The following is a 25077-nucleotide window of genomic DNA, read 5'->3' as shown; positions in this document are numbered from 1 at the left end:
CCGAGGGCGGGATCAGCATGGCGGTACAGACATCCGATGGGTGCGGGGTGGCATGGGCGCGGGAGGCTCGTACCGGATCGTCGGGATGGAGACGCACGACGTGCGCTTCCCCACCTCGCGGGAGCTGGACGGCTCCGACGCGATGAACCCCGACCCTGATTACTCGGCCGCCTACGTGGTGCTGCGGACGGACGACGGGTTCGAGGGGCACGGGTTCGCCTTCACGATCGGGCGCGGCAACGACGTGCAGACGGCGGCGATCGGCGCGCTCAGGCCGTACGTGATCGGCCGGGACGCCGAGGACCTGGGCGCGCTCTACAGGGAGATGGTCTACGACTCGCAGCTTCGCTGGCTGGGGCCGGAGAAGGGCGTCATGCACATGGCGATCTCCGCCGTGGTCAACGCGCTGTGGGACCTGAAGGCCAGGCGGGCGGGCAAGCCGGTCTGGCTGCTGCTGTCGGAGATGCCGCCCGAGGAGATCGTCGCGTTGATCGACTTCCGCTATCTCAGCGACGCCCTGACACCCGGCCAAGCACTCGAAATCCTGAAAAAGGCGGAAAAGGGGAAGGCCAGGCGGATCGCACGCCTCCGGGCCGACGGCTACCCCGCCTACACCACCTCGCCCGGCTGGCTCGGCTACCCCGACGACAAGCTGCGCCGCCTCTGCCGGGAGGCCCTCGACCAGGGCTTCGGCCAGATCAAGCTCAAGGTCGGCGCCGACCTGGCCGACGATGTGCGCCGGCTCAAGGTGGCCCGCGAGGTGTGCGGCCCGGACTTCCCCATCGCGATCGACGCCAACCAGCGCTGGGACGTCGGGACGGCCATCGACTGGGTGACCGCGCTCAAGCCGTACGCCCCGCACTGGGTGGAGGAGCCGACCAGCCCCGACGACGTGCTCGGCCACGCGGCGATCGCCGAGGGCGTCAGCCCCGTGCCGGTCGCCACCGGCGAGCACGTCCAGAACCGGATCATCTTCAAGCAGCTCCTCCAGGCCGGCGCGATCTCCTACCTGCAGATCGACGCCGCCCGGGTCGGCGGGCTGCCGGAGAACCTCGCGATCCTGCTGCTCGCGGCCAGGTTCGGCGTGCCGGTGTGCCCGCACGCGGGCGGCGTCGGGCTGTGCGAGCTGGTGCAGCACCTGGCCATGTTCGACTACGTGGCTGTCAGCGGCACCATGGACGGGCGGGTGATCGAGTACGTGGACCACCTGCACGAGCACTTCACCGACCCGGTGGTGATCGAGAACGGCCGCTACCGGGCCCCTGCGGCGCCCGGGTTCAGCGCCGCGATGCACGCCGAGTCGGTCGCCGCCCACACCTACCCGGGCGGCGCGGTCTGGAGGGACGCATGACGCTCAAAGCCGTCGTCACCGGAGGCGGCTCAGGCATCGGCCTGGCCACCGCCACCCTGTTAGCCGGGCGCGGCATGCGCGTCGCCTGCCTCGACCTGGACCCGCCCGGCGAGCCGTTCGTCGGCGTCAAGGCCGACGTGACCGACGACGAGCAGGTACGCCGGGCCGTCGCGGAGGCGGCCGAGCGCCTGGGCGGCATCGACATCCTGGTCAACAACGCGGGCATCGGCGCGCAGGGCACGGTCGAGGACAACGACGACGCCGAGTGGCGGCGGGTGTTCGACGTCAACGTGTTCGGCATGGTCCGGGTGGCCCGCGCGGCGCTGCCGTACCTGCGCCGGTCGGCGCACGCCTCGATCGTCAACACGTGCTCCGTGGCGGCCACCGCCGGGCTGCCCGGCCGCGCCCTCTACAGCGCGACCAAGGGCGCGGTGCAGTCGCTGACCCTCGCCATGGCGGCCGACCACGTCCGCGAGGGCATCCGGGTCAACTGCGTCAATCCGGGCACCGCCGACACGCCGTGGGTCGCCCGGCTGCTCGACGCCGCCGACGACCCCGAGGCGGAACGGGCGGCGCTGCGCGCCAGGCAGCCGATGGGCCGCCTGGTCAGCGCGGAGGAGGTCGCGGCGGCGATCGCGTACCTGGCCGGCCCGGACGCCGGCGCCACCACCGGGACGGCGCTCGCGGTCGACGGCGGCATGCAGGGGCTGCGGCTCCGGCCCGGCGGGCCGGTCCAGGAGCTCAGGTGATCGAGCTGCCGCGGTTCGGGTTCGGCGCCGCGCCCATCGGCAACCTGTACGAGGCGGTGGGTGACGAGCAGGCGCGGGCCACGGTCGAGGCCGCGTGGGACAGCGGCGTGCGCCTGTTCGACACCGCGCCGCACTACGGGCTCGGCCTGTCGGAGCGCCGCCTCGGCGCCGCGCTGGCGGGCCGCACCGGCTACGTGCTGTCGACCAAGGTCGGCCGCCTGCTCGTCCCGTCCGGCCGCGGCGGCGTCGACGACGAGGGCTTCGACGTCCCCGCCGCCTTCGAGCGGCGGTGGGACTTCTCGCGTGACGGCGTGCTGCGCTCCCTGGACGACTCCCTGTCCAGGCTCGGACGCCCGTACGTGGATCTGGCGCTCATCCACGACCCGGACGACCACCTGGAGCAGGCGCTCGACGAGGCGTACCCGGCGCTGGCCGAGCTGCGCGCGCAGGGCGTGGTCAAGGCCGTCGGCGTCGGCATGAACCAGTGGCGGGCGCCGCTGCGGTTCGTCCGGGAGACGGACGTGGACGTGGTGATGCTGGCCGGCCGCTACACGCTGCTCGACCGGTCGGGGCTGCCGCTGCTGGAGGAGTGCGCGGCGCGCGGCACCCCGGTGCTGGCGGCGGGCGTCTTCAACAGCGGCCTGCTGGCGACCCACACCCCGTCGGGCGCCTACGACTACCGGCCCGCCCCGGCCGGGCTGGTCGCCCGCGCCACCCGGCTGGCCCGCGTGTGCGAGGCGCACGGGGTGACGCTGCCGCAGGCGGCGATGGCTTTTCCGCTGCGCCACCCTGCGGTCGCCGCCGTGGTGCTGGGTGCGCGCTCGCCGGAGGAGGTGCGCGCCAACGCCGCCCTGTGGCGGCGCCCGGTGCCGGACGCCCTGTGGGCGGACCTTCAGCGCGCGTAGCCGACGACCCACAGCCCGGGGATCGGCTCGAACTCACTCTTCAGGACGAATCCCAGCTTCTCGTACAGAGTCCGGGCCGGTACGTTGTCCCGCCCGGTCGACACCACGATCCGCCGCTCGCCCGCCCTGGCGATGACCTCGGTGACCAGGGCTCGGCCGATGCCGCGCCGGTGCGCCGCCGGATCGACCACGAGCCGGTCCACGTCCACCTCCTCGTCGCTCTCCGTCCAGGCGATCGCCCCCAGCAGCCGCTCCCCGTCCAGCGCGCCGAGCCAGCGCAGCGGCTGGGCCAGCAGGTCGTCCAGGCTTTCGCGCAGGGGCGGGATGCGGTCGTCGCCGATGAGCTCCGCCTCGACGGCATAGGCGGCACGCTGCACGTCGAAGAGGGCTCTGTCGGGCGATATCTCGGAAATCAGCATCTGGCGAGTATCGCCCATCCGAAAAACCGGTTGGCCCCACCGGGGCGGCCCTGCTAGGTTGCCCGGCATGTCCAGCCCAGAGGCGTCAAGACACTAGCCACCGGTCGTCCGGTGGCCTTTCGCCGTTCCTGTCACGAGTGAGAGCTCCGGATCACCGCTGCCGCATGTCCTGCCGATCTTCCTCTGGGTGCGGAGCCTCTTCATGCCTTTCGTCGTATACCTGCTTGGCCTCGCCGTGTTCGCCATGGGCACGTCCGAGTTCATGCTGTCCGGTCTGGTGCCGGGCATCGCCCAGGAGCTGGGCGTCTCCATTCCCGCCGCCGGTCAGCTGACCACGGCCTTCGCCGTCGGCATGATCGTCGGCGCGCCGCTGATGGCGATCCTCAGCCTGCGCTGGCCCCGGCGGCGGGCGCTGCTGGCGTTCCTCGCGATCTTCACGCTCGTGCACGTGCTCGGCGCGGTCACCACGAGCTTCGACGTGCTGCTGCTCACCCGGGTGGCCGGGGCGCTGGCCAACGCCGGGTTCCTGGCCGTGGCGCTGTCGGCGGCGACCGGCATGGTCGCGCCGGACGCCAAGGGCCGGGCCACCGCCGTCCTGCTCGGCGGCGTCACCGTCGCCTGCGTCGCGGGGGTGCCCGCCGGGGCGCTGCTCGGCCAGGTGTGGGGGTGGCGCTCGGCGTTCTGGGCGGTGGCCCTGGTGTCGGTCCCCGCCTTCGTGGCGATCCTGCGGGCCGTGCCCGCGACCCGCGCGGACTCGGCCTCCTCGGGGGCGCGCGAGGAGCTGCGGGTGCTGCGTGACGGGCGGCTGCGGGTGACGTTGCTGCTCGGCGCGCTGGTCAACGGGGCGACCTTCTGCGCCTACACGTACCTGGCGCCGGTGGTCACCGAGGTCGCCGGGCTGGGGGCGGCCTGGGTGCCGGTCGCGCTGGCGCTGTTCGGGGCCGGGTCGTTCGCGGGCGTGACCGCCGCCGGTCGCCTGGCCGACACGCGGCCCGCACGGCTGCTGACGGCCGGCGGCGCGTGCCTGCTGGCCGGGTGGGTGGTGTTCGCGCTGGCCGCCGGGAGCCCGGTGGCGACGGTGGTGCTCGTGCTCACCCAGGGCACGCTCGCGTTCGCCGTCGGCTCGACGCTGATCTCCCAGGTCCTGTACGCGGCGGCGGGCGCGCCGAAGCTGGGCGGCGCGTTCGCCACGGCGGCGTTCAACGTCGGCGCGGCGCTCGGCCCCTGGCTGGGCGGCCTGGCCATCGGCGCCGGCCACGGGTTCCGCTCGCCGCTGTGGGTGAGCGCGCTGCTGGTCGCCCTCGCCTTCGCCGTCCTGGTCCGGCGTCAGGAGGGGACGAAGACCCAGGCCGCCGACTCGCCGGGCTCGTAGGGGGAGTCCAGGCGCTTGCCGACGACGCCCGGCAGCCCCTGCTCGCGGGCCGCCTGCCGGACCGGGGCCGCCTCACCCGGCCAGGAGGGGGCGGTCTGCCAGCGGGCGCCCGACAGGCCGAGCGCCTCCAGCGCCGCCCGCCGCTCCCGGTACGGGCGATCCACCAGCGCGTGCCCGTCGTCGTACAGCAGGTCGTAGAAGACCAGCACCTCCGCGCCCGCGAGCGTGGTCAGCTCGCCGTCCAGCACCGCCGTGCGGCTGCCGAACGACTCCGCGAGCGGGCGCAGCCACGGGTGCTCCCTGGCCGCGTCCGTGCGCCCGCCCTGGATCGGGACGAGCAGCCGCCGCCCGCCCCAGGCGAACTCGAAGGCGTACGCGGCGGCGTCGCGCGGCGGCGCCTTGCGCCGGACTGGCAGCATCGGCGCCACGTCGGGGAACGGGTCGGTCACGGGCGGGTCCATGCGGTGGATCATCCAGTTCTTGCCGTCCGTCCGGAACAGCACGAACCTGCCCTCCGCCCGCTCCCCGTGCAAGACGATCTTGACCTCCCGCTCCGACCACTTCTCCGTCTCGTACGTGCCCCGGTCCCAGATCGTCATCGTGCCGCCGCCGTACTCGCCCTTGGGGATCTCGCCGTGGAAGGTGAGGTACTCCATCGGGTGGTCCTCGGTGTGGACGGCCAGATGGTTGGTGCCGGGGTCGGGCGGCAGGCCCTTGGGGACGGCCCACGAGACGAGCACGCCGTCGCGTTCCAGGCGCAGATCCCAGTGCAGGGAACGGGCGTGGTGCTCCTGGATGACGAACGCGTCACCGTCCTGGGGGCGTGGCGCGTCCTGGGGGACGGGTTCGGGGGTGCGGCTGGCGTCGCGTTTGCTCCGGTATTTGTGAAGTTTGTCGGCCACAAATGGCTCCTACCCGGTTATGGCTCTGCAAGGATGATCTATCCGCATTTCCCCCCATGAGGATGAAGACGTGCAATGAGACGCTGGATCGTCCTGGCGGTCGCCGCACTGGTCGCGCTGGCACCGGACGCCGCCGCCGCGCAGCCCGCGCCGCCGGACCCCGTACAGGCCCTGAAGAGGCAGTTCCGCGCCGAACGCGGCGTCACCTTCACCGAGGTGTCCCGCATGACGGGCGACGCATCGGTGACCCGGGTCCGCGCCAAGGGCGGGATCCAGTTCGGTGCGAGCGGGCCCGTCGCCTCGTACATGACGTTCTCCGCCGTTCAGAAGAAGGGCGAGGAGCCGGGGACCGAGGTAGAGCTGATCATGACGCCTGGTCAGCTCCATCTCTCCTCGCCGGATCTGCCCCCGGGCAAGAAGTGGGTCGTGTTCGAACCCGACAAGGGCACCAAGGTCACCCCGGTGCCCGGCCTGGTCCTCAGCAGCCAGACGATCAACCCGCTCGATCCGGCGATCCTGAAGGCGATCCTCAAGGGCGCCAAGGTCAAGAGCGTGCCGGGCGGTCACCTCTATCAGGGGGCCGTGACGTACGGCGACCTCGTCAAGGCGGCCCCGGAGCACTACGCCGCCCAGTTCGGCGGGGACGTCGCCGGCGGGCTCGCCGAGCGGAAGATCTCCTGGCGGCTCTGGACCGACAAGCGGGGCCTGGTCACCCGCCTGATGAGCAACCGGCTCGGCGGCGGCGCCGACACCCGCTACTCCGGGTGGGGGCAGCGGATGACCATACCCCTGCCGCCGGCCGACGAGGTCATGTCCTGGCGCGAGCTCTTGGACCAGCCCTATGACGAGCCCGGCTTCGATCTCGGCCCGTTCCGCACTTCCCGATAAGGATGAACCCCCCGATGAGACGATGGATCGTTCTGGTGGCCGCCGCGAGTTTCACGCTGGCCCCCACTGCCGCCTCCGCGCAGAGTGCCGCCGCGCCCGACCCGGTGCAGGCGATGAAGAAGCAGTTCCGCGCCGAGCGGGGCGTCGACTTCACCGAGGTCGCGCGCCTGCGTGACGCCGATCCGCCGACCCGGCGGCAGGGCGGCATCCAGTTCGGCACCCGCGGGCCCGTGGCCGCGTACCTGACCGTGCGCGACGTGAACGCCACCGACCCCGAGGACGAGACGGAGGCCGTGGCCGGCGGCGACGCCCTCTACACGACCTCCGACGTCCCGCTGCCCAAGGACAAGAACTGGGTCGCCTACCGCTACCCGAAGGGCCAGGTCGCGCCCGAGTTCTGGACCACGCAGCAGACGATCGACGTGTTCGACCCGGCGAGCCTCCAGGTCACGCTGAAGGGCGCGAAGGGCAAGGCCGTCTCGGGCGGCTACCACTTCCAGGGTGACGTGACCTACGCCGAGCTGAACAAGGTGGCACGCGACCACTACGCCGTGGACGTGGACGGGGTCAAGTCGAAGGCCAAGGCCAAGTCGAAGATCAAGTGGCAGCTCTGGACCAACTCCTCCGGGGTGATCCAGCGCTTCGTGACGACCAACTACTCGCCCAAGGGCGCGTGGCTGAAGAGGGTCGACACTCGCTTCTCCGAGTGGGGCCGCTGGCAGATGATCCCGATGCCGGGCGTCGAGGAGGTCATCGCGTCGAACGAGGTCGGCAAGGTGCCGAGCTTCCCGACCGGCCTGAGCCTCAAGGGCCGGGCCGCCCACTAGCCCGGAGCCCGGCCACTGGGCCATGCCCCTAGGGCAGGGCCTTGCGCAGCCAGGATTCGACGCCCGCTATGTGGACCGTGGCCCAGGACCGGGCCACGTCGGCCTGGCGGGCGGCGATGGCCTCGTAGATGGCCGCGTGCTGCTCGCGCGTCCGGTCCAGGGCGCCTTCCTGGGTGAGGCCGCGCCAGATCCGGGCCCTGGTGGTGGGCCCGGACAGGCTCTCGACGAACGAGCACAGCACACTGTTGCCCGACCCGCGCGCGATGCGGTGGTGGAACTCCAGGTCGTTGGCGACGAGCTCCTCAATGGTCGGATCTGCGGGCAGCGCCTCCAGGACGGCGCGCAGCTCGCCGACCTCCTCGTCGGTCATCAGCTCGGCGGCCAGCGCGGTGGCGGCGGGTTCGAGGATGCGGCGCACCTCGAAGAACTGGATGACGGTGTCGTCGCGGTGCAGGTCGAGCACGAACGACAGGGTGTCGAGCAGCAGCCGGGGCTCCAGGCTGGTCACGTAGGTGCCGTCGCCCTGCCGCACGTCCAGGACGTTGATCAGGGCCAGCGCCCGGACGGCCTCGCGCAGCGAGTTGCGTGACAGGCCGAGGCGCTCGGCCAGGTCGGCCTCCTTGGGCAGCCGGTCGCCGGGGGCCAGCTCGCCGGAGAGGATCATCTGCTTGATCCGGTCGATGGCCGCGTCGGTGACCGCCACGATCTTCCCCCTGGACATCGGATGTCTAGGAGTCTAGGGCTTGGAACCGTACGGCGCCGTCGCCGGGAACGCGGCGGATCGCGCCGCGGGCCTCCAGCGTGCGCAGGTGGGCGGCGGCCTCACCGGCGGCCAGGCCGCGCAGCATCGGCGGCAGGTCGGACCAGGGCCGGTTCCAGGTCATCATGGCGGCGGTCTCCCAGATGGTCGGCGGCTCGGACCGGTCGCGGAGCTGGGCGTGGAGTCGTTCGAGCTTCTCCTCGTGATGATCGCGGATCTGGGCCGCCCGTGCCGCCACATCCGGAAAAGTCCACTCGTGGGCGGGCAGGGCGTCGAGCGGGCCGAGCTCGCCCACCCGGTGCAGCGAGTCCAGGAAGTCGCCCAGCGGGTCGACGTCGTCCCGGTCGAAGGGGTAGATCCCGATGTGCGGGGTGATGCCGGGCAGGACGTGATCGCCGGTGAACAGCCGGTCTGCGTCCTCCAGGTGCAGGCAGACGTGGCCAGGGGTGTGGCCCGGCGTGTGCACGGCCCGCAGCTTCCGGCCGGGCAGGTCGATCAGGTCGCCGTCGCGCAGCTCCCGGTCCGGCCGTGCGGGCGGCTCGCCCCTGCCGCCGGACGCCGCCGCGACCGCCTCCGGGTCCGCGCCGGCCCGCCGCAGCATCTCGGCCTGGAAGTCCCGGTGCTCGTCGCGGGCCAGCCCGTGCATCATCGCGACCAGCGCCGCGTCGGCCTCGTGCATCGCGATCCAGGCGCCCGACTCCTGCCTGACCTGCCCGGCGAGCCCGGCGTGGTCGGGGTGGAAGTGGGTGACGACCACGCCGCTGACGTCGGCCACGGCCATGCCGGCGGCGGCCAGCCCGTCACGCAGCGCCGCCCAGGCGTCGGGGTGGTTCCAGCCCGCGTCGACGAGCAGGGGGCCGTTGGGCGACTCGACGGCGTACACGAGCGTGTAGCCGAGCGGGTTGCCGGGGATCGGCACGGGCACGCTCCATACCCCGCCGCCGAGGTCCTGGGTGCGCTGTTCGGTGAACGGCCTGCGCCGCGTTCGTGTCATTGGAGTGGCCCCCGTCGTGCGTGCGTGGTCTTCGTCGAGTGTGGGTGCGGGGGCGGGTGGATGGGAATGATTTTTCGGGATCCGTCCCGTCACGTGATCCGCTCAAGGATCGTGGCCGTGGCCAGCGCGCCGCCCGCGCACATCGTGACCAGGGCCGTCGCCGAGTCCGAGCGCTCCAGCTCGTGCAGCGCCGTGGTGATCAGCCGCGCGCCGGTCGCGCCGACCGGGTGGCCGAGCGCGATCGCGCCGCCGTTGACGTTGACGCGGTCGAAGTCCGGCTGGTGCACGCTCGCCCACGACAGCACCACCGACGCGAACGCCTCGTTCACCTCGAACCTGTCGATGTCGCCCACCGCCATGCCGGCCGCCGCGAGCGCCTTCGCCGTCGCGTCCACGGGCCCGTCCAGATGGAAGTACGGTTCCGCGCCGACGAGCGCCTGGGCCAGGATCCGCGCCCTCGGGCGCAGCCCGTGCCTGGCCGCGGCCTCCTCGCTCATCACCAGCACGGCGGCGGCCCCGTCGGAGATCTGCGAGGAGGTCCCGGCGGTGTGCAGCGTGCCCTCGCCCTGGACCGGCTTGAGCGCGGCCAGGCCCTCGACGGTGGTCTCGCGCAGCCCCTGGTCGCGGCTGACCTCGCCGACGGGCACGATCTCCCGGGCGAACCGGCCGCCCGCCCAGGCCCGCGCCGCGAGCCGCTGCGACCGCGCGCCGAACCAGTCGAGCCGCTCGCGCGTGAGCCCGCGCCGCCGGGCGATCCGCTCGGCCGCGGTGAACTGGTCGGGCAGGTCGATGCTCCAGTCGTCGGGCCGGGGCTGGGCCGGTAACACGTTGCTGCCGAGCGGCGCCCGGCTCATCACCTCAACCCCGCAGCCCACGCCCACGTCGATCACCCCGGCGCGCACCATCGCCGCCGCCAGGTGCACGGCCTGCTGCGAGGAGCCGCACTGCGCGTCGACGGTCGTGACGCCCGCCTGGTAGGGCAGCCCGGCGTAGAGCCAGGCGTGCCGCCCGACGTGACCGCCCTGCTCACCGGCCTGCGTCACGCAGCCGGCGAACACCTGCTCGACCGCGGCGGGATCGAGGCCGGAGCGGGCAAGCAGGCCGTTCAGCGCCGTGGCCAGCACCTGCTGCGGTTTGTGGCCGGCCAGCCAGCCGCCGCGCTTGCCGATCGGCGTGCGTACGGCCTCGACGATCACGGGTGTGCCCACAGCCACCTCCAGAACGATGCTCTGGTGGCGACTGTAACCGGTTCTAGTTGGCCGCGAAAGTCCCGGCGGGCAGGCTCTCCGGCAGCTCGAACAGCTCGAACAGCGCCAGGTCGAAGAACATCGCCACATGGCTGATCAGCGGGCCGTCGAAGTCGATCACCAGCAGCGAGAAGCGCCGGTAGCCGTCGGCCTCCCGGAAGTACAGGGCGAACGCCGGCTGGCCGTTGGCCCGCACCGGCACCAGCCGCAGATCGCCCGGCGCCTGGGCCGGGCACTGGGTCTCGACGAGCTCGACGATCGCGTCGGGCCCCTGATACCACCCCTCGAAGGGCGGCATCTCCCAGATCGCCTCCTTGGTGAACATGTCGACGATGGTCTTGATGTCGTAGCTCTCGAACGCGGCCACGTAGCGGTCGAGCAGCTCGCTCTGCTCGGGCGTCAGCGGCTGCGGGCGGTCGTCGAGGCTGGGCGCGACCTGTGCGAGCTGGGTGCGGGCCCGCTGCAGGATGCTGTTGACGGCGGTGGTCGTGGTCTCGAGCGCCTCGGCGACCTCGGCCGCGCGCCACTTGAGCACGTCGCGCAGGATCAGCACCGCGCGCTGGCGCGGCGGCAGGTGCTGCAGGGCCGCGACGAGCGCGAGCCGGATGCTCTCGCGCGAGGTGACGATCGCGGCCGGGTCGTCGCCGCCCGCGCCCACCATCCCGTCGGGCACCGGCTCCAGCCACGGCACCTCGCCCCGCTGCACCAGCGGCGCGCTCGGCTCGGTGGCGGGCGCGCCCAGGCCCGTGGGCATCGGGCGGCGGCCCCGGCTGTCGAGCGCGGTCAGGCACTGGGTGGTGGCGATGCGATAGAGCCACGTGCGCAGGGACGAGCGCCCCTCGAACCCGTCGTAGGCCCGCCAGGCACGCAGATAGGTCTCCTGGACGAGATCCTCCGCGTCGTGCACCGACCCCATCATGCGATAACAGTGCGCGAGCAGCTCCCGGCGCATCGGGTCAGCCTGCCGGAGGAAGTCCTCGTTGGACGGCTTGTCGCTCATACCCCCTGTATAGACGACGCCACCGACAGATCGCCTCTTCTGCGCGAAAGGGCAGGTCAGAGGTCGTTCAGCAGGCGGTCGGAGGCGATCTCGATGCGGCGCTGGATCTGGTCGTAGGTGCGCCGGCCGCGCAGCATCTCCAGCAGCTCCTGGACCCAGATGCTCGACAGGGAGCCGGCCAGGGCGAGCTGCTCCTCCGACGCCCGCGCCGGGTCGAGGCCGCCGGCCGAGACGCGCAGCAGCAGGCCGGTCATGCGGTCGCCGAACGGGGTCTCGACCTCGGCCAGGATCAGCGACCTGATGAGGGCGTCGGCCAGCTCGGGCTCGCGCATGAGGCCGCGGGTGGCGCGCATCAGCACGTCGACGGCGCGGCCGGACGGGGTGGGGGAGCTCGGCGGGCGGCGCTGGATGCTGCTTTCGAGGAGGTCGATCTCCTCGCCGACCACGGCCACGACCAGGTCCATCTTGGACGGGAAGTAGCGATAGAGGGTGCCGAGGGCGACGCCGGCCCGCTCGGCGACCGTGCGCATCTGCATCGCCTCGACGCCGCCGCGCGAGGCGAGGGCCGCGGCGGCCTGGACGATGCGCTTGCGGCGCTGGTGCTGGCTGCGTGAGCGGGCGCTGTTGCCGCCGGGCGCGGGGTGGTGCTCCGTCGGCCCCTCGGGGTCGGCGGGGGGCGTGGCGACGTCCGCCTGCGGAGTGCGCATGAGAACACGTTATCTGATTTCTCGATAACCCGGCTTGTTACTCGCCAGTCACTAACAAGCCGTATAGATGCATGTCTTTGGCGTTACACGGCTATATCTGGACTTGTCGAAATGGGCCCCCTCTGGACAGATATTAGAATCCGTTCTAGTTTGCCATTCTACCGACCGAGCGCTTGGTGGTGGTGCATGGACTTCAACCTCGACGAGACCCAGCGGGACCTGCGTACCCTCACCGCGGAGCTGCTGGCCAGGGAGGACGGGCAGGATGCGGCCCGGCTGTGGGGCGCGCTGCGCGAGGCGGGCCTGACGGCGATCTGCGTGCCCGAGCACGCGGGCGGCGCCGGGCTGGGGCCGGTCGAGATGGCGGTCGTGCTGCGCGAGCTGGGCGCCAGGGCCGCGCCGGGCCCGTTACGCGAGACGCTGGTCAGCACGCTGGCCGCGAGCCGGCACGGCAGCCCCGGGCAGCAGCGCCGCCTGTCCGGCGAGACCCCCGCCTCGGTGGCGATCCGGGAGCCGGGCCGCCCGCTGACCGCGCCGCCCGTGACCATCGCCGAGCGGGCGCCCGCCGACCTGGCCGCGGGCTGGTTCCTGACAGGCCGCAAGTCCGGGGTCACCCATCCCGGCGGCGACGTGCTGGTCACCGCCGACCAGGGGCTGTTCCTGGTTCACGCGCCGCCCGCCGCCCCCGAGTTCACCTCCACCGGCGAGCCCGCCGCCACGATCACGCTGGAGCGCTGCCCCGCCGAGCGGGTCGGCGGCCCGGAGGCGGCCGGCGACGTGCGGCGGCTGTTCACCGCGGCGGTCACGGCGCAGGCGAGCGGCGTGCTGGCCGGCGCGCTGGAGCTGACCACCGCCCACATCAGGACCAGGAAGCAGTTCGGCCGCGCGCTCGCCGAGTTCCAGGCCGTCACCATGCAGATCGCCGACGTCTACATCACCGGCCGGGCACTGGACGTGGCCATGTGGTCGGGCGCCTGGCGGCTGGACGCCGGGCTGCCCGCCGAGGAGGACCTGGCCGTGGCCGCGCTGCACGCCGACGAGGCGGCGCGGGCGCTGTACACCTGCCAGCACCTGCACGGCGGCCTCGGCCTGGACGTCACCTACCCGCTGCACCGCTACTTCGCCCAGGCCAAGCACCTGACGCACCTGCTCGGCGGCGCCGACGCCCAGCTCGACCTGATCGGAGGGCTCGCCTGATGCACATCGACCTGACCCCCGAGCAGCGCCGCCTCCGCGACGAGCTGCGGGAGTACTTCGCCGGCTGCCTCACCCCCGAGGACCGGGCGAAGCTGGCCGAGGACCCGTTCGGCGAGGCGTACCTGGAGCACTGCCGCCGCCTCGGCCGTGACGGCAAGCTGGGTCTCGGCTGGCCGAAGGAGTACGGCGGAGGCGGCCACGGCCCGCTCGAACAGCAGATCTTCGCCAACGAGATCGCCCGCGCCGGAATCCCGTACCCGATCATCACCCTTCAGACGGTCGGCCCGACGCTCATGCAGTACGGCACGGAGGAGCAGAAGGAGCGGTTCCTGCCGAGCATCCTGGCCGGCGAGTGCCATTTCGCCATCGGCTACAGCGAGCCGGAGGCGGGCACCGACCTGGCCGCGCTGCGCACGACCGCGGTGCTCGACGGCGACCACTACGTCGTCAACGGGCAGAAGATCTTCACCAGCGGCGCGCACCACGCCCAGTACGTCTGGCTCGCCGCCCGCACGAACCCGGAGGCCAGGAAGCACAAGGGCATCACCATGATGATCGTCCCGACGGACGACCCGGGCTTCTCCTGGACGCCGATCGTCACGATGGACGGCCGCCACCACACCAACTCCACCTACTACACGGACGTGCGGGTGCCCGTGGACCTGGTGGTGGGCGAGGTGGACAAGGGCTGGGACCTGATCGTCAACCAGCTCAACCACGAGCGCGTCACGCTCGGCCCCGCCGGGAACCTCGGCCAGACCTACGACCGCTTCCTGACCTGGGCCCGCCGCGCGGGGCTGGCGGACGAGCCCGACGTACGGCGCGCGCTCGGCCGGGTGCGCGCCTGGTTCCGCACCAACGAGCTGCTGAACTGGCAGGTCGCGGCCAACATGGACCTGGGCTGGCTGGGCGCCCCCGACGCGTCGGCCACCAAGGTCTACGGCTCGGAGCGCATGCAGGAGGCCGGTCGGCTGCTCGGCGACGTGCTGGCCCGCCACGGCGACCCGGCCGATCCGGAGACGGCCGAGCTGATCGAGCGGACGGACCGGGCGGTCAAGGGCGCGGTGGTGCTGACGTTCGGCGGCGGCGTCAACGAGGTGCAGCGGGAGCTGATCGCGATGCTCGGCCTGAGCCTGCCGAGGCCGCCCCGATGACCGGCGAGGAGCTGCTGGACCTGGCAGCCAAGCAGGCGGCGCTGGGCGAGCTGGCCGGGGCCCCGGCCGACGACCCGGTGAACGTGCCGATGATCCGCCACTGGCTGGCCGCGATGGGCGACCGCAACCCGGTCTACCTGGACAGGGGCCTGGCCCCGCCCGCGATGGCGCAGGTATGGACGATGACCGCGCCGGCGCCCGGCGACAGCTCGCCGGTGAGCGTCATGATGGGCGCGCTGGACGCGGCCGGTTACACGGGCGTCGTGGCGACCAACTGCGAGCAGACCTACCACCGTTACGCGCGCGTCGGCGAGCTGCTGACGCCCGCCACCCGCTTCACCGGCCTGGCCGGGCCCAAGCGGACCGCGCTCGGCGAGGGGTTCTTCGCGACCTGGGTCGTCACCTGGTACGCCGGCGAGGGAGAGCCGGTGGCCGAGATGCTGTTCCGGGTGCTGAAGTTCCGGCCGCCGGAGAAGCGGGCCGAGCCGTACCCGCTGCGGCCCTCGGTGAACCGTGACACCGCGTTCTTCTGGGACGGCGTGCGGCGCGGCGAGCTGCGGGTCCAGAGCTGCGCCGACTGCGGCGAGCTGCGTCACCCGCCGGGCCCGATGTGCCCGCGCTGCCATTCGGTGAACCGCGCCCACGTGGTGGCGCGCGGCGAGGGCGTCGTCTACAGCTACGTGGTCCACCACCATCCGCCGGTTCCGGGCCGCGAGACGCCGTTCGTGGTGGCGGTCGTGGAGCTGCCCGAAGGGGTGCGGATCGTGGGGAACGTGGTCGACTGCCCGCCGGAGTCGGTGGCGGTCGGCATGCCGGTACGGGTCGCGTACCGGACGATGGACGACGAGCTGGACCTGCCCGTCTGGACGCCCGGGGAGCCGTGATGCTGACGCGAGATCAGGTCGAGGTGGGCGCGGCGCTGCCCGAGCTGTCGCTCGACCTCACGCCCACGATGGTCGTCTCCACCGCGCTGGCCACGATGGACTTCACCCCTGTCCATCACGACGTCCAGGTCGCCAGGGGGCAGGGGGCGAAGGACATCTTCCTCAACATCCTGACCACGATGGGACTGGTCGAGCGGTACGTGACCGACTGGGCCGGGCCGGAGGCCGTGATCAGGCGGATCGACGTGAAGCTCGGCGTGCCCGCCTACGCGGGTGACCGGCTGAGCTTCCGGGGCGGCGTCACCGCGCTCGCGGACGGCGAGGTCACGGTGGGGGTCACGGGCAGGGTCAGCCTCGGCGACCACGCCACCGGGACCGTCACCCTGCTGCTGCCGGAGGTGCGGCCGTGACGCGCCTGGACGCGGCGATCGCGGGCATCGGCGCGACCGAGTTCAGCAAGGACTCCGGCCGTTCTGAGCTGCGGCTGGCGGCCGAGGCGGTGCTCGCGGCGCTGGACGACGCCGGGCTGTCCCCGGCCGAGGTCGACGGCCTGGTCACCTTCACGCAGGACGCCAACCAGGAGATCGCCGTCGCCCGCGAGGTGGGCATCGGCGACCTGAGCTTCTTCTCCCGCGTCGACTACGGCGGCGGCGCGGCCTGCGCGACCGTGGCGCACGCGGCCATGGCCGTCACGACGGGGGCGGCCCGCGCGGTCGTCTGCTACCGGGCCTTCAACGAGCGCTCGGGCCGCCGGTTCGGCCGGCCGGACGCGGGGCTCGCCGGGCAGCAGTCCTCGCAGGGCATGGAGATGAGCTGGCACGTGCCGTACGGGCTGGTGACGCCCGCCGCGTGGGTGGCCATGTTCGCCCGCCGCTACCTGCACGCCTACGGCGCCACGTCCGAGGACCTGGGCCGGGTGGCGGTGGCCATGCGCCGGCACGCGGCGACGAACCCGGCGGCCTGGTTCCACGGCAGGCCGATCACGCTGGCCGACCACCAGGCATCGCGGTGGATCGCCGAGCCGCTGCGGCTGCTCGACTGCTGCCAGGAGAGCGACGGCGCGGTGGCGCTCGTCGTCACCACCGCCGGGCGCGCCCGTGACCTGCGCCGCACCCCGGCCGTCGTCACCGCCGCCGCCCAGGGCTCCGGCGCCGGGCAGATGATGATGACGAGCTACTACCGCGACGACATGACCGGCCTGCCGGAGATGTCAGTGGTCGGCAGGCAGTTGTGGGAGACGTCCGGGCTGACGCCCGCCGACATCCAGACCGCGATCCTGTACGACCACTTCACCCCGTTCGTCCTGACGCAGCTGGAGGAGCTGGGGTTCTGCGGGCGCGGCGAGGCCGCCGCGTACGTGCGCGACGGCGGCATCGAGCTCGGCGGGCGGCTGCCGGTCAACCCGCACGGCGGGCAGCTCGGCGAGGCGTACATCCACGGCATGAACGGCATCGCCGAAGCCGTGCGCCAGCTCCGCGGCACCGCCGCCAACCAGGTGGACGGCGTGCGGAACGTGCTGGTGACGGCCGGAACGGGGGTGCCGACCAGCGGGCTGATCCTGTCCGGCGTGTCGGATTGATCACCCAGGGTAGTCATGCGGGCATGGTCGGATATTTGCTGGTCCAGCCGGAGTTGAAGATCGACTGGACGAAGATGCCCACGTACAACACGATCATGGCCGTCGCGGCGGGCGTGGGGCTGGTGCTCGTGGTCTGGTTCGGCAGGAAGCTGCTGCGCGGCGACCCGATGGAGCACGTCGACGGGTGGGCGCTGGCGTTCGGCGTGCTCGGCGCGCTGCTGGCGCTCACCGGGCTGCACATGACGCTCACCTGGCCGCTCGCCGGGCAGGGGTTCCCGTTCGACAACATCATCTTCGGCGAGCCGTCGCTCGCGTTCGGCGCGATGCTGCTGGCCGCCGCCCTCTACCTGTGGAAGCGCTGGACGCCGCCCCAGGGGGCCGCGGACCGGCGCGAGCACGTGGCGCGGGTGGCGGGGCCGATCTCGCTGTTCGCCTTCGCGATGGGGCTGGCCTGCTTCGGCATCGCCGCCGCCGGGTGGACGTACACGCTGTTCGCCGCGCCGCCGCAGGAGCCGATCTCCGGGGCGTTCGCGGACATGCCGATGCTGGAGGCGACGTTCATCTCCGGGCTGTACGTGCTGGTGGGCATCGGGGCCGTGGTGTTCCCGTTCGCGCTGCGGGCCCGTGGCGGGCCCGCGGCGACGGTGACGGGCGTGTGCTGGCTGGTGGCCGGGGTGGTGTTCGCGCTGTTCGGGGCGCTGAACTACTTCACGCACATCGGGCTGATCGTCAACACCATGTGATCACGGGCTGACGATCATCGGGACGGAGAAGAACACGATCATCGCGATGACCACGCAGATCAGGAAGCCGGTGAGCTCCCAGGCCCAGTCGTGGTGCCTGCGGCGCTTCTTCCCCTTGGGCCGCCGGGCGGCCTTGCCCGATCCGGACGCCCTCCGTGGGGCCGGCGTCCGTCGCGGGGCCGGCGCGGGCCTGGCCTGCGGCTCGCTCGCCGAGTCCTGCTCCGGCTCCGTCGTGCTCGCCGGGAGAGCGTCCGGCGCGGCGGGCGGCTCCGGCGGCAGCGGCATCCGGTAGACCGGCTCCTTCGGCTGCGCCCGGGGCGTGAACAGCGGCCCGGCCTCGCGCGGGGCGCGGGCGTCGGTGACGGCGGGCAGGTCCTGGGTCACCGGCTCGTCGTCCAGCACGTCCGCCGGGACCGGCGCGGGCATGACGAACGGCCGCTCCAGCCGCGCCTGCGGCGCGCCCTTGGCGGGTACATCCCTCCCGAGCAGGTCCTTGGCGGGCGCGCCGCCGATGGGGCGGCGGGCCTCGAAGGCGGAGAACGGGGTGGACAGGCCGGACGGGGCGGGCGGGGCCGCCTCGAAGGCGCGGAAGGTCGTCGGCCGGCCGGTGCGCTCGGGCGAGGGCGCCAGCGGGTCACGCAGCCTGGGCATCGGCGCCGTGGTGGCCTCGTGGTCGGGCATCCGCGACGGCGACGGCGGCGCGAGCAGCTCGGTCGGGAAGATCCCCGTGGTGCTCGCCGGGTCGGCGGCGCCCAGCGGCAGCGGCCAGGTCGGCGGCACGGGCCAGCGCGGCTTGACGAACATCGGCGCCGGCTCGGCCGTACGGGATCCCGCGAAGTGGACGCGCAGCGCCGCCGGCGGCGTCTGCCACGGCAGGCGGCCGAGCACGTCGCGCAGCGGCGCGACGGCGAGCGCGCCGTAGACGTCGGCGACCGGCTTGGACACGCGGCCGCCGGCGCCGGCCAGCGCCAGCCCGAGCGCCTGCGTGAACCGGTGCGCCACGCTGACCGCCAGCTCCTCGGCGGTGTCGGGCGCCACGTCGAGCACCCAGGCGAGCTCCTCCCGGTTGAGCCCGCACACCTGGACCAGCACGAGCACCTCGCGCTGCGCCGGACGCAGCTCGCGCAGCGCCCGCTCGACCAGCGCCGAGGCCGGGTCGATGAGCGGGTCGACGACGGGCGGCGCGTAGACGACGTCACGCCGGAAGATCTCGCGCCGGGCGTAGGCGTACAGGGCGGCACGCGGGGGCGGCTGCGACGGCACGGCGGCGAGCACGGTCGCCACGACGTCTGCCGCGGAGCCAGGGTCGCCGAGCTGGTCCGCGCAGTACGCGAACAGCCCGGCGGCGTGACGGTCGTAGAGCTCTGCGATCAGCTCGGTGCGGGAGTGCTGACCGGTGAGCGGGTGTGTCACGTGACCGGATCCTCTTACTGGGAAAAGCGGACGCTGCGGGTGAGGGTGCGGCGTCTGTGCATGTGGAGGCAATCATGCCAACTCCACCCAGGCCGGCGCACTACCAGATCACGAATTCGTACGGAATCGCAGGTCAGTGAACCGCTTAACCTCCTCCCGATGGGACAGACCACGTTCAATCGCCGTAGGGTGGTTGCCGTTAGATCATGCGGCGGTCGTGGCAGGGGGGCTGCGGCCCTGCCACGAAGCGGAAGGTCGCGCGTGATCACATTCGACGCTGTCACCAAACGCTACCCAGACGGAACGGTAGCCGTGGACCGCCTCAGCCTTGAGGCGCCCACGGGCGAGATCACCGTGTTCGTCGGCCCGTCGGGCTGCGGGAAGACGACGTCACTGCGGATGATCAACAGGATGATCGACGCCACCGAAGGGCGCATCCTGCTCGACGGGGAGCCGGTCCAGGACATCGACCCGCCGACGCTGCGGCGCGGCATCGGGTACGTGATCCAGCAGGCCGGCCTGTTCCCGCATCGCAAGATCCTGGACAACGTCGCCACCGTGCCCTACCTGCTCGGCTGGGACCGCAGGAAGGCCCGCGACAGGGCCATGGAGCTGCTGGAGCGCGTCGGGCTCGACCCGGGGCTGGCCGGCCGCTACCCCTTCCAGCTCTCCGGCGGGCAGCAGCAGCGGGTGGGCGTGGCCAGGGCGCTGGCCGCCGATCCGCCGGTGCTGCTGATGGACGAGCCGTTCAGCGCCGTCGACCCGGTGGTCCGCACCAGCCTCCAGGACGAGCTGCTGCGGCTGCAGTCGGAGCTGAACAAGACGATCGTGTTCGTCACCCACGACATCGACGAGGCCATCAAGCTCGGCGACCAGGTCGCGGTGCTGCGGGTGGGCGGGAAGCTGGCGCAGCTCGCCGCCCCGAAGACGCTGCTGTCGGAGCCGGCCGACGACTTCGTCCGCGAGTTCCTGGGCCGCGACCGGGGCATCCGGCGGCTGCAGTTCGTCTCCACCGAGGGGCTGCGGCTGCGCACCGACCTGCCCGCCCCCGAGGGCGCCGGCACGTTCGTGTTCGGCACCGACTCGCTGCGCACCGCGCTCGACGCGGCGCTGCTGTCGCCGTCGGGCACCGCGGTGGCCGTGGACGAGCGGGGCGAGGTGGTCGGCGTGGCCACGAGGGAGGCGCTGGACGAGGCGCTGGCGGAGGCCGCCCATGGGTGACGGCCCGCCCTCACTCTGGGAGTGGATCGCGCGCAACTGGGACACCGGGCGGGTCGGCAGCATCAGGGACCTGCTCGGCGACCACCTGCTCATGTCGCTGGTGCCGATCGTGCTGGGGCTCGCGCTGGCCCTGCCGCTGGGGCTGGCCAGCGTCCGATGGCGGTGGCTCTACCAGCCGACGGCCGGCATCTTCAACGTGATCTACGCGCTGCCGTCGCTGCCGCTGTTCATGCTGCTGATCTCGGTCACCGGGCTGTCACCGATCACCGTGATCGTCCCGCTGACCTTCTACGCCATGGCCGTGCTCATCCCGGCCGTGGTCGACGGCATCGGCTCGGTGCCTCCGCACGTCCGCCAGTCGGCGGTGGCCATGGGCTTCACGCCGCTGCGCCGGCTGGTGCAGGTCGAGCTGCCCATCGCCGCGCCCGTGGTGATCGCCGGGCTGCGGGTCGTCGCGGTCTCCAGCATCAGCCTGGTGAGCGTGGGCGCGCTGATCGGTGAGGGCGGTCTCGGCATGCTGTTCACCCGGGCCTACCAGAACCCGTTCCTGCCGCCGGTCGTCGTCGGCATCGTGCTCATCGTGGCGCTGGCGCTCATCGCCGACGGGCTGCTGCTCCTGGCCCAGCGGCTGCTCACCCCGTGGGTGCGGGCGAGGGGGGCGTCGTGAACTGGCTGATCGACTTCTTCGGCGACCCCGCCCGGTGGACGGGCTTCGACGGCATCCCCGTACGGCTGCTCGAACACCTGGAGTTCTCGGCCCTGGCGCTCGCGCTGGCGATGCTGGTCGCGGTGCCGATCGGGCTGCTCATCGGCCACACCGGCCGGGGCGGGGTGCTCGTGGTCGTCTCGGCCAACCTGGCCAGGGCGCTGCCGACGCTCGGCCTGCTGGTGCTGTTCGTGCTGCTGCTCGGCACCGCGTCGATCTGGCCGGTGATCATCCCGCTGGTGCTGCTGGCCGTGCCGCCGATCCTGGTCAACACGTTCGAGGGCATCAGGGGAGTGGACCCCGAGCTGCGCGACGCGGCGTACGGGATGGGGCTGCGCGGCGGCCAGGTGCTCGGGCGGGTGCTGGTGCCGGTCGCGCTGCCGCTCATCCTCCTCGGGCTCAGGCTCTCGGCGATCCAGGTGGTCGCCACCACGACCGTCGCCGCCTACACGGGGCTGGGCGGTCTGGGCAGGTTCGTGATCGACGGGTTCGCGACGAAGGATTACGCGAGCGTCGTCGGGGGTTCAGTGTTGATTGTGCTGTTCGCGCTCGTGGTGCAGATCGCGTTCACCCTCGCGCAGAGGGTGACGGTCTCCCCGGGGGTGAGCCAACGACTGAAGACACGTTGATTTTTCGTACTACCTCCCGCAAGAAGGGGACATTTTAATGAGACGCATGTTCAGCACCGCGGCGGTCGTCCTGTCCGCGGCGCTCACCTTGACGGCCTGCGGTGGTGGCGGCGGCGGGGGCAACCCGCTCGACACCACGAGCGCGGCGCCCACGGGCTCCGCCACCGGCGGCGGCGGGGGGACCGTCGTGATCGGCTCCTTCGACTTCGACGAGAGCGTGCTGCTCGGCTCCATCTACGCCCAGGCGCTGGAGGCCAAGGGCGTGACGGTCGAGGAGAAGCCCCGCATCGGCAGCCGCGAGGTCGTCTACGACCAGGTCAAGAGCGGCGGCCTGACGCTGGTGCCCGAGTACAACGGCAACCTGCTGGCCTTCATCGACCAGCAGAACAAGGCCGCGACCACCGAAGAGGTCAACGCCGCGCTGAAGGAGAAGCTCCCCGCCGAGCTCGAAGTGCTCGAGTCCTCCCCGGCCGAGGACAAGGACACGCTGTCGATCAGCAAGGACACCCAGTCCAAGCAGTCCGTCAACACGATGGAAGACCTGGCCAAGGTGTCGAAGGACATGATCGTGGGCGGTCCGCCGGAGTTCAAGAAGCGCTGGGAGGCCCCCTTCAAGGAGGTCTACGGCATCGAGTTCAAGCAGTGGAAGCCCACCGGCCCGGCCACGGCCGACGCCATCAAGGACGGCTCCATCCAGGTCGGCAACGTGTTCTCCACCGACCCGAAGATCACCGCCAACAACCTGGTGCCGCTCCAGGACACCAAGAACATCTTCCCCGCCCAGAACGTGACCCCGCTCCTGAACAAGGCCGGAGCCACCGACACGGTGCGCACCACCCTCAACGCGATCTCCGCCAAGCTGACGACCGACTCGCTGCTGGACATGATGCAGAAGATCGCCGTCAACAAGGACGAGCCCGCCACGGTGGCCAAGGAATGGCTGAGCGCGAACGGCCTCGGCTGACCCGCCCGGCGGGGGCCTCTCCCCTGAGGCCCTCGCCGTGAGCGAGTTCACCGAGGCCATGGCCCAGCTCGCCGGCGGCGTCGCGGTCGTCACCGTCCGCGACGGCCGCGACGACCTGGGCGTGACGATCTCGGCGCTGCTGTCGGTCTCCCTGGCGCCGCCGCTCGTCCTGATCAGCCTGTCCAGCGGCGGCTACCTCAGCGAGGTGCTGTGCCGCCAGGACCGCTGGGCGTGCTCCCTGCTCTCCTCCGGCCAGGCCGCCATGGCCAGCCGCTTCGCCGCCCCCGGTAGGCCCAGCGCCCGCCACCTCGTCGCCGGCGCGCCCCACCACCGCGGACCGCACTCGGACGCCCTGGTGCTGGAGGACGGCGTCGCCGCCCTGGAGGCCGAGACCGTCCAGGTGGTGCCGGCGGGTGACCACACGCTCTTCATCGCCCAGGTCCTCGCCGTCTCGTACGTCACCCCGTCCCTGCACCCACTGGTCCGGCTCCGAGGGCGATACCGGGCCCTGGGCTGATCTGCCAGGTCCGGTTGCCCGTGGGTTCGACGCCGGATGCCTTGCCGCTCCTTGGCCACGGCTGCGGAACCCGCTCTGACGGGCGGCGCACTGCCGGGCCTGCGGAAACCGCCTCACGCTCGGGGGTGCAGGGGGCCGGAGGCCCCTTGCCCAGGGGGTCAGGGGGAGCTCGGCTCCCCCTGGAGACACGGCCCGAACCGGCCACGCGCGCAGCGCGCCACCGGTGAGGCCCTCGCCGTCAGCGGATGACGTACCAGCCCGGCAACGACAGCGGCCCCCCGGCGGGCAGCCCCAGCTCCGCCGACAGCCGCGCCAGCGGCCCCCAGGCGTCGAGCCGCACCCGGGTGAGCGCCGCCGCCCGGTCCTCGCTGGAGTCGGGCCCGCGCAGCCGCTCGAGCGGGTTGAGCCGGGGGTAGGTGCGTACGGGCGCGTCGTCGGTGAGCCCGGCCCGCTTCCTGGCCAGGGCCAGTGCGTCCTCCAGCCCGCCGAGCTCGTCGACGAGGCCGTTGTCGCGGGCGTCGCCGCCGGTCCAGACGCGGCCGCGGGCGAGTTCGTGGGCCCGTTCGCGGGTGAGGGAGCGGCCTTCGGCGACCTTGCCCACGAAGTCGTCGTAGATGCGGTCGAGCCAGGCGTTGACCCGTTCCCACTGCTCGGGGGAGAAGCCGCGCGAGGTGGAGAACATGCCGGCGTTGGCGCCTTCGGCGACCGTCTCGGAGGTGACGCCGATGCGTTCGAGCAGCTCCGACAGTACGGGCTTGCCGCCGAAGACGCCGATGGAGCCGGTAAGGGTGCCGGGCTGGGCGACGATGACGTCGGCGGCCATGGAGACGAAGTAGCCGCCGGACGCGGCGAGGTCGCCCATGGAGACGATGATCGGCTTGACCTTGCGGGTGAGCACGACCTCGCGCCAGACGGTGTCGGAGGCGACGTACGAGCCGCCGGGGCTGTCGACGCGGAACACGACGGCCTTGACGTGGTCGTCGCGCCGGGCGGCCCGCAGCGCGGCGCTGATCGTGTCGGAGCCCATGGCGCCGCTGCCGCCGAGCGGGCTGCGGCCGGAGCGGCCGGTGCGGATCTGGCCCATGCCGTGGATGAGCGCGATGCCGTCGGCGGTCGGGTTGGGCAGTTTGCGGACGGCTGCGCCCTTGGCGTAACGGGAGACGTACAGGAGGTGGGCCTCGTCGCCGGCGGCGCGCTTGACCTCGTCGTACACCTCGTCGCGGTAGGCCAGGCCGTCGACCAGCCCGGCCTGGAGGGCTTCGGCGCCGATGAACGGGCCCTGGTCGAACAGCTCGCGCACCTTGGCGGGGTCGAGGCGGCGGCCGTCGGCGATGCCGGCGGTGAGCTGGCCGGTGACGGATTCGACGATCCGGCCGACCGACTCGCGGTGCGGCTCGGTCATGTGGTCGTGGGTGAAGGTGTTGGCGGCGGTCTTGTACTCGTGCCGCTGGCCCATCTCGTAGCCGACGCCGAGCTTGGTGAGCGCGCCCTTGACGAACCGTTGTTCCAGGGCGATGCCGGTGAGCCCGACGTCGCCGCTGGGCTGGAGGTAGACGCGTTCGAAGGCGCTGGCCAGGTAGTAGGGCACGGTGCCGCTGCCGAACTCGCCGAACGTCTCGCCGAAGGCCACGGTCAGCTTGCCGGAGGCGCGGAAGCGGACGACGGCCTGGCGCAGCTCCTGGACGGTGGCCAGGCCGAGCGGGTTGCCGCCGATCTTCACGATGAGGGCCTTGACGCGGGAGTCCTGCCGGGCGCGCTTGAGCCCGGCGAGCACGTCGGACAGGCGTGGCTTGCGCATGGACAGCACCGCGGCGAGGGGGTCCGCGGGCGGCCCCTCGATCACGCCTTCGGTGAGGTCCAGCTCCAGCACCAAGGGCGCGGTGCGCCGCTGACGGAGCTTGCCGACGGTTTCGCTGATCGCCTTGCCTGCGTCCATGAAAGCCACCCTA

General features: G+C 72.5%; 26 protein-coding genes. 17 read left to right on the top strand and 9 right to left on the bottom strand.

The genetic code is table 11. The features are described 5' to 3' along the window. Positions 1–52 precede the first annotated feature (52 nt). From ACBI99_RS03380 to ACBI99_RS03370, 3 genes are read left to right on the top strand one after another with little or no spacing between them, the layout of a single operon-like run. Complete coding sequence (locus ACBI99_RS03380; RefSeq protein ID WP_375071639.1) at positions 53–1351, top strand: L-fuconate dehydratase; 1299 nt, start codon at positions 53–55, stop codon at positions 1349–1351. Continuing rightward, a complete protein-coding gene (locus tag ACBI99_RS03375; RefSeq protein WP_219500944.1) occupies positions 1348–2100 on the top strand; it encodes an SDR family NAD(P)-dependent oxidoreductase in 753 nt (250 codons plus the stop codon). The genes ACBI99_RS03380 and ACBI99_RS03375 overlap by 4 nt, the downstream gene beginning before the upstream one ends. Beyond that, entirely contained in the window at positions 2097–3005 is a 909-nt protein-coding gene (locus tag ACBI99_RS03370; RefSeq protein WP_375071638.1) for an aldo/keto reductase, read from the top strand. The genes ACBI99_RS03375 and ACBI99_RS03370 overlap by 4 nt, the downstream gene beginning before the upstream one ends. On the opposite strand, the gene ACBI99_RS03365 is transcribed toward ACBI99_RS03370, so the two are convergent. Then, entirely contained in the window at positions 2993–3424 is a 432-nt protein-coding gene (locus ACBI99_RS03365; RefSeq protein ID WP_219500947.1) for an N-acetyltransferase, read from the bottom strand. The two genes, ACBI99_RS03370 and ACBI99_RS03365, sit on opposite strands and share 13 nt — an antisense overlap. 202 nt (positions 3425–3626) lie before the next feature. Between ACBI99_RS03365 and ACBI99_RS03360 the strand changes: the two genes are divergently transcribed. After that, positions 3627–4796, top strand: a complete 1170-nt coding sequence (locus ACBI99_RS03360; RefSeq protein ID WP_219500948.1) for a Cmx/CmrA family chloramphenicol efflux MFS transporter — start codon at positions 3627–3629, stop codon at positions 4794–4796. Here ACBI99_RS03360 and ACBI99_RS03355 read toward each other — a convergent pair. Beyond that, positions 4751–5698, bottom strand: coding sequence for a DNA polymerase ligase N-terminal domain-containing protein (locus ACBI99_RS03355; RefSeq protein WP_219500950.1), 948 nt, complete (start codon positions 5696–5698; stop codon positions 4751–4753). The genes ACBI99_RS03360 and ACBI99_RS03355 overlap by 46 nt on opposite strands. 75 nt (positions 5699–5773) lie before the next feature. Here ACBI99_RS03355 and ACBI99_RS03350 point away from each other — a divergent pair, with 75 nt between their 5' ends. Both ACBI99_RS03350 and ACBI99_RS03345 read left to right on the top strand, forming a co-directional pair. Continuing rightward, the gene (locus tag ACBI99_RS03350) at positions 5774–6586 is read left to right on the top strand and encodes a hypothetical protein (RefSeq protein WP_375071637.1); all 813 of its coding nucleotides are present in this window, start codon (positions 5774–5776) and stop codon (positions 6584–6586) included. 14 nt (positions 6587–6600) lie between these two features. After that, positions 6601–7413, top strand: coding sequence for a hypothetical protein (locus tag ACBI99_RS03345; RefSeq protein ID WP_357590289.1), 813 nt, complete (start codon positions 6601–6603; stop codon positions 7411–7413). 28 nt (positions 7414–7441) lie between these two features. Here ACBI99_RS03345 and ACBI99_RS03340 read toward each other — a convergent pair whose 3' ends face one another. From ACBI99_RS03340 to ACBI99_RS03320, 5 genes are all read right to left on the bottom strand, one after another. Beyond that, complete coding sequence (locus ACBI99_RS03340) at positions 7442–8134, bottom strand: FadR/GntR family transcriptional regulator (RefSeq protein WP_246644117.1); 693 nt, start codon at positions 8132–8134, stop codon at positions 7442–7444. Between the two features lie 7 nt (positions 8135–8141). After that, the gene (locus tag ACBI99_RS03335; RefSeq protein WP_219500956.1) at positions 8142–9167 is read right to left on the bottom strand and encodes an MBL fold metallo-hydrolase; all 1026 of its coding nucleotides are present in this window, start codon (positions 9165–9167) and stop codon (positions 8142–8144) included. An 89-nt stretch (positions 9168–9256) separates the two neighbouring features. Next, positions 9257–10375: a steroid 3-ketoacyl-CoA thiolase gene (locus tag ACBI99_RS03330; protein ID WP_219501200.1), complete on the bottom strand. Its 1119-nt coding sequence runs from the start codon at positions 10373–10375 to the stop codon at positions 9257–9259. A gap of 43 nt (positions 10376–10418) precedes the next feature. Next, a complete protein-coding gene (locus tag ACBI99_RS03325; RefSeq protein ID WP_357590292.1) occupies positions 10419–11414 on the bottom strand; it encodes a sigma-70 family RNA polymerase sigma factor in 996 nt (331 codons plus the stop codon). A gap of 56 nt (positions 11415–11470) precedes the next feature. Continuing rightward, positions 11471–12121 carry a TetR family transcriptional regulator gene (locus ACBI99_RS03320; protein WP_357590294.1) on the bottom strand — a complete coding sequence of 217 codons (651 nt, stop codon included), beginning with the start codon at positions 12119–12121 and terminating at the stop codon, positions 11471–11473. A 186-nt stretch (positions 12122–12307) separates the two neighbouring features. Between ACBI99_RS03320 and ACBI99_RS03315 the strand changes: the two genes are divergently transcribed. The 6 genes from ACBI99_RS03315 to ACBI99_RS03290 are packed head-to-tail and all read left to right on the top strand — an operon-like array spanning position 12308 to position 17678. Continuing rightward, positions 12308–13318 (top strand): acyl-CoA dehydrogenase family protein, encoded by a 1011-nt coding sequence (locus ACBI99_RS03315; protein WP_375071636.1) that lies wholly within the window; start codon positions 12308–12310, stop codon positions 13316–13318. Next, complete coding sequence (locus ACBI99_RS03310; protein ID WP_357590298.1) at positions 13318–14472, top strand: acyl-CoA dehydrogenase family protein; 1155 nt, start codon at positions 13318–13320, stop codon at positions 14470–14472. Before ACBI99_RS03315 ends, ACBI99_RS03310 begins: the two co-directional genes overlap by 1 nt. Then, positions 14469–15356, top strand: a complete 888-nt coding sequence (locus tag ACBI99_RS03305; protein ID WP_375071635.1) for a bifunctional MaoC family dehydratase N-terminal/OB-fold nucleic acid binding domain-containing protein — start codon at positions 14469–14471, stop codon at positions 15354–15356. Before ACBI99_RS03310 ends, ACBI99_RS03305 begins: the two co-directional genes overlap by 4 nt. Then, complete coding sequence (locus ACBI99_RS03300; protein WP_375071634.1) at positions 15356–15766, top strand: MaoC/PaaZ C-terminal domain-containing protein; 411 nt, start codon at positions 15356–15358, stop codon at positions 15764–15766. The genes ACBI99_RS03305 and ACBI99_RS03300 overlap by 1 nt, the downstream gene beginning before the upstream one ends. Before the next feature lie 5 nt (positions 15767–15771). Then, complete coding sequence (locus ACBI99_RS03295) at positions 15772–16935, top strand: lipid-transfer protein (RefSeq protein WP_219501204.1); 1164 nt, start codon at positions 15772–15774, stop codon at positions 16933–16935. A gap of 23 nt (positions 16936–16958) precedes the next feature. Next, a complete protein-coding gene (locus ACBI99_RS03290; protein WP_219500979.1) occupies positions 16959–17678 on the top strand; it encodes a DUF981 family protein in 720 nt (239 codons plus the stop codon). Here ACBI99_RS03290 and ACBI99_RS03285 read toward each other — a convergent pair whose 3' ends face one another. Then, on the bottom strand, positions 17679–19091 hold the full coding sequence (locus ACBI99_RS03285; protein ID WP_219500980.1) for an RNA polymerase sigma factor: 1413 nt from the start codon (positions 19089–19091) through the stop codon (positions 17679–17681). A 261-nt stretch (positions 19092–19352) separates the two neighbouring features. Between ACBI99_RS03285 and ACBI99_RS03280 the strand changes: the two genes are divergently transcribed. Genes ACBI99_RS03280 through ACBI99_RS03260 form a run of 5 tightly spaced genes read left to right on the top strand, consistent with a single transcriptional unit; the run spans position 19353 to position 23128 of the window. Then, complete coding sequence (locus tag ACBI99_RS03280; RefSeq protein ID WP_219500982.1) at positions 19353–20312, top strand: ABC transporter ATP-binding protein; 960 nt, start codon at positions 19353–19355, stop codon at positions 20310–20312. Next, a complete protein-coding gene (locus ACBI99_RS03275) occupies positions 20305–20979 on the top strand; it encodes an ABC transporter permease (protein WP_375071633.1) in 675 nt (224 codons plus the stop codon). The genes ACBI99_RS03280 and ACBI99_RS03275 overlap by 8 nt, the downstream gene beginning before the upstream one ends. Further along, positions 20976–21647, top strand: a complete 672-nt coding sequence (locus ACBI99_RS03270; RefSeq protein WP_219500985.1) for an ABC transporter permease — start codon at positions 20976–20978, stop codon at positions 21645–21647. The genes ACBI99_RS03275 and ACBI99_RS03270 overlap by 4 nt, the downstream gene beginning before the upstream one ends. 46 nt (positions 21648–21693) lie before the next feature. After that, the gene (locus tag ACBI99_RS03265) at positions 21694–22611 is read left to right on the top strand and encodes an ABC transporter substrate-binding protein (RefSeq protein ID WP_357590302.1); all 918 of its coding nucleotides are present in this window, start codon (positions 21694–21696) and stop codon (positions 22609–22611) included. Between the two features lie 37 nt (positions 22612–22648). Then, positions 22649–23128 carry a flavin reductase family protein gene (locus tag ACBI99_RS03260; RefSeq protein WP_375071632.1) on the top strand — a complete coding sequence of 160 codons (480 nt, stop codon included), beginning with the start codon at positions 22649–22651 and terminating at the stop codon, positions 23126–23128. Between the two features lie 238 nt (positions 23129–23366). On the opposite strand, the gene sppA is transcribed toward ACBI99_RS03260, so the two are convergent. Further along, positions 23367–25064 carry a signal peptide peptidase SppA gene (gene sppA / locus ACBI99_RS03255; protein ID WP_375071631.1) on the bottom strand — a complete coding sequence of 566 codons (1698 nt, stop codon included), beginning with the start codon at positions 25062–25064 and terminating at the stop codon, positions 23367–23369. Positions 25065–25077 lie beyond the last annotated feature (13 nt).

The organism is Nonomuraea sp. ATR24, from assembly GCF_041950485.1.
Classification (GTDB): Bacteria; Actinomycetota; Actinomycetes; order Streptosporangiales; family Streptosporangiaceae; genus Nonomuraea; species Nonomuraea ceibae.
Note: the sequence above shows the minus strand (reverse complement) of the source record. Positions and strands in the feature narration are given on the sequence as shown.

Excerpts from the sequence above, each read along its gene's own strand:
- ACBI99_RS03380 (WP_375071639.1), top strand. The coding sequence starts at position 53 with ATGGGCGCGGGAGGCTCGTACCGGATCGTCGGGATGGAGACGCACGAC.
- ACBI99_RS03375 (WP_219500944.1), top strand. The coding sequence starts at position 1,348 with ATGACGCTCAAAGCCGTCGTCACCGGAGGCGGCTCAGGCATCGGCCTG.
- ACBI99_RS03365 (WP_219500947.1), bottom strand. The coding sequence starts at position 3,424 with ATGCTGATTTCCGAGATATCGCCCGACAGAGCCCTCTTCGACGTGCAG.
- ACBI99_RS03360 (WP_219500948.1), top strand. The coding sequence starts at position 3,627 with ATGCCTTTCGTCGTATACCTGCTTGGCCTCGCCGTGTTCGCCATGGGC.
- ACBI99_RS03350 (WP_375071637.1), top strand. The coding sequence starts at position 5,774 with ATGAGACGCTGGATCGTCCTGGCGGTCGCCGCACTGGTCGCGCTGGCA.
- ACBI99_RS03345 (WP_357590289.1), top strand. The coding sequence starts at position 6,601 with ATGAGACGATGGATCGTTCTGGTGGCCGCCGCGAGTTTCACGCTGGCC.
- ACBI99_RS03340 (WP_246644117.1), bottom strand. The coding sequence starts at position 8,134 with ATGTCCAGGGGGAAGATCGTGGCGGTCACCGACGCGGCCATCGACCGG.
- ACBI99_RS03335 (WP_219500956.1), bottom strand. The coding sequence starts at position 9,167 with ATGACACGAACGCGGCGCAGGCCGTTCACCGAACAGCGCACCCAGGAC.
- ACBI99_RS03325 (WP_357590292.1), bottom strand. The coding sequence starts at position 11,414 with ATGAGCGACAAGCCGTCCAACGAGGACTTCCTCCGGCAGGCTGACCCG.
- ACBI99_RS03320 (WP_357590294.1), bottom strand. The coding sequence starts at position 12,121 with ATGCGCACTCCGCAGGCGGACGTCGCCACGCCCCCCGCCGACCCCGAG.
- ACBI99_RS03315 (WP_375071636.1), top strand. The coding sequence starts at position 12,308 with ATGGACTTCAACCTCGACGAGACCCAGCGGGACCTGCGTACCCTCACC.
- ACBI99_RS03310 (WP_357590298.1), top strand. The coding sequence starts at position 13,318 with ATGCACATCGACCTGACCCCCGAGCAGCGCCGCCTCCGCGACGAGCTG.
- ACBI99_RS03305 (WP_375071635.1), top strand. The coding sequence starts at position 14,469 with ATGACCGGCGAGGAGCTGCTGGACCTGGCAGCCAAGCAGGCGGCGCTG.
- ACBI99_RS03300 (WP_375071634.1), top strand. The coding sequence starts at position 15,356 with ATGCTGACGCGAGATCAGGTCGAGGTGGGCGCGGCGCTGCCCGAGCTG.
- ACBI99_RS03290 (WP_219500979.1), top strand. The coding sequence starts at position 16,959 with ATGGTCGGATATTTGCTGGTCCAGCCGGAGTTGAAGATCGACTGGACG.
- ACBI99_RS03275 (WP_375071633.1), top strand. The coding sequence starts at position 20,305 with ATGGGTGACGGCCCGCCCTCACTCTGGGAGTGGATCGCGCGCAACTGG.
- ACBI99_RS03265 (WP_357590302.1), top strand. The coding sequence starts at position 21,694 with ATGTTCAGCACCGCGGCGGTCGTCCTGTCCGCGGCGCTCACCTTGACG.
- sppA (WP_375071631.1), bottom strand. The coding sequence starts at position 25,064 with ATGGACGCAGGCAAGGCGATCAGCGAAACCGTCGGCAAGCTCCGTCAG.